Here is an 866-nt window from a genome sequence, read left to right on the forward strand (position 1 = left end):
TAACCTTTAAAGCTGTTGTGGCTACAAGTGGAAATGAACGAAAGTTAAGCTTATATAACTATCCGAGTAGTACTACGAAATCTATTGTGGAATGGGTTGCCTTGTATAAAGGGAATAAGCCGCAGGATTGGACGGCACCACCTGAAGAGCAGGTAACAACAGATGAATTTACCAAGAAAACCACTGAAATTACAAAAAGTGTAGATGGTATCAAAGAAACAATAACAAAAGTAGAAAACAATCAAAATGGATTTAAAAACCGTGTTACGACTGTAGAAAAAACCGCTGAAGGTATTACTCAAAGCGTCAAATCATTACAAAATACTCAGACAGATCAAGGTAGACAATTACAAGAAGCAAAAGCTGGGTGGGAGAATACAGCAAAGGCATTGGAAGGTAAAGTTGAGATTAAGCAAGTAGAAGATTATGTCGGTGGGTTTCAAATACCTGAATTGAAGAATACTGTTACAAAAAATAAACAAGATTTACTAGATGAGATTTCTAAAAAGGTAGCCACTGAAAGCTACAATACAAAGGTTACTGAGCTAGAACGTCTTATTTCCGCAAATGCGCAGGGTATTAGTCTTGCTGCAGTTAAAACAGAAATATATACAAGAACGGAATCTGATAATCGTTATGCTGACAAAGCCTATGTAGAAAGACAAGCAGCGCGTATCGATTTAACGGAAAAAGCAATTACTAGTACTGTACAAAAAGGTGACATCATTTCGGCTATTAACCAGACAGCAGAACAAATTACAATTGATGTTGCCAAGCTAAATATCAACGCTGATACCGTTGTGAAATGGCTAACAGCAAAAGGCATAAATGCTGATGTTATCAAAATCAGTGGAGATAAAGTAACA

General features: G+C 36.5%; 1 pseudogene. It reads left to right on the plus strand.

The window, feature by feature from the left end:
* A pseudogene (locus tag ACQGSG_RS29210) lies at positions 1–866 on the plus strand (phage tail spike protein); the annotation flags it as partial.

This window comes from Bacillus sp. GMa5/1 (assembly GCF_050172015.1).
Lineage (GTDB): Bacteria > Bacillota > Bacilli > Bacillales > Bacillaceae_G > Bacillus_A > Bacillus_A cereus.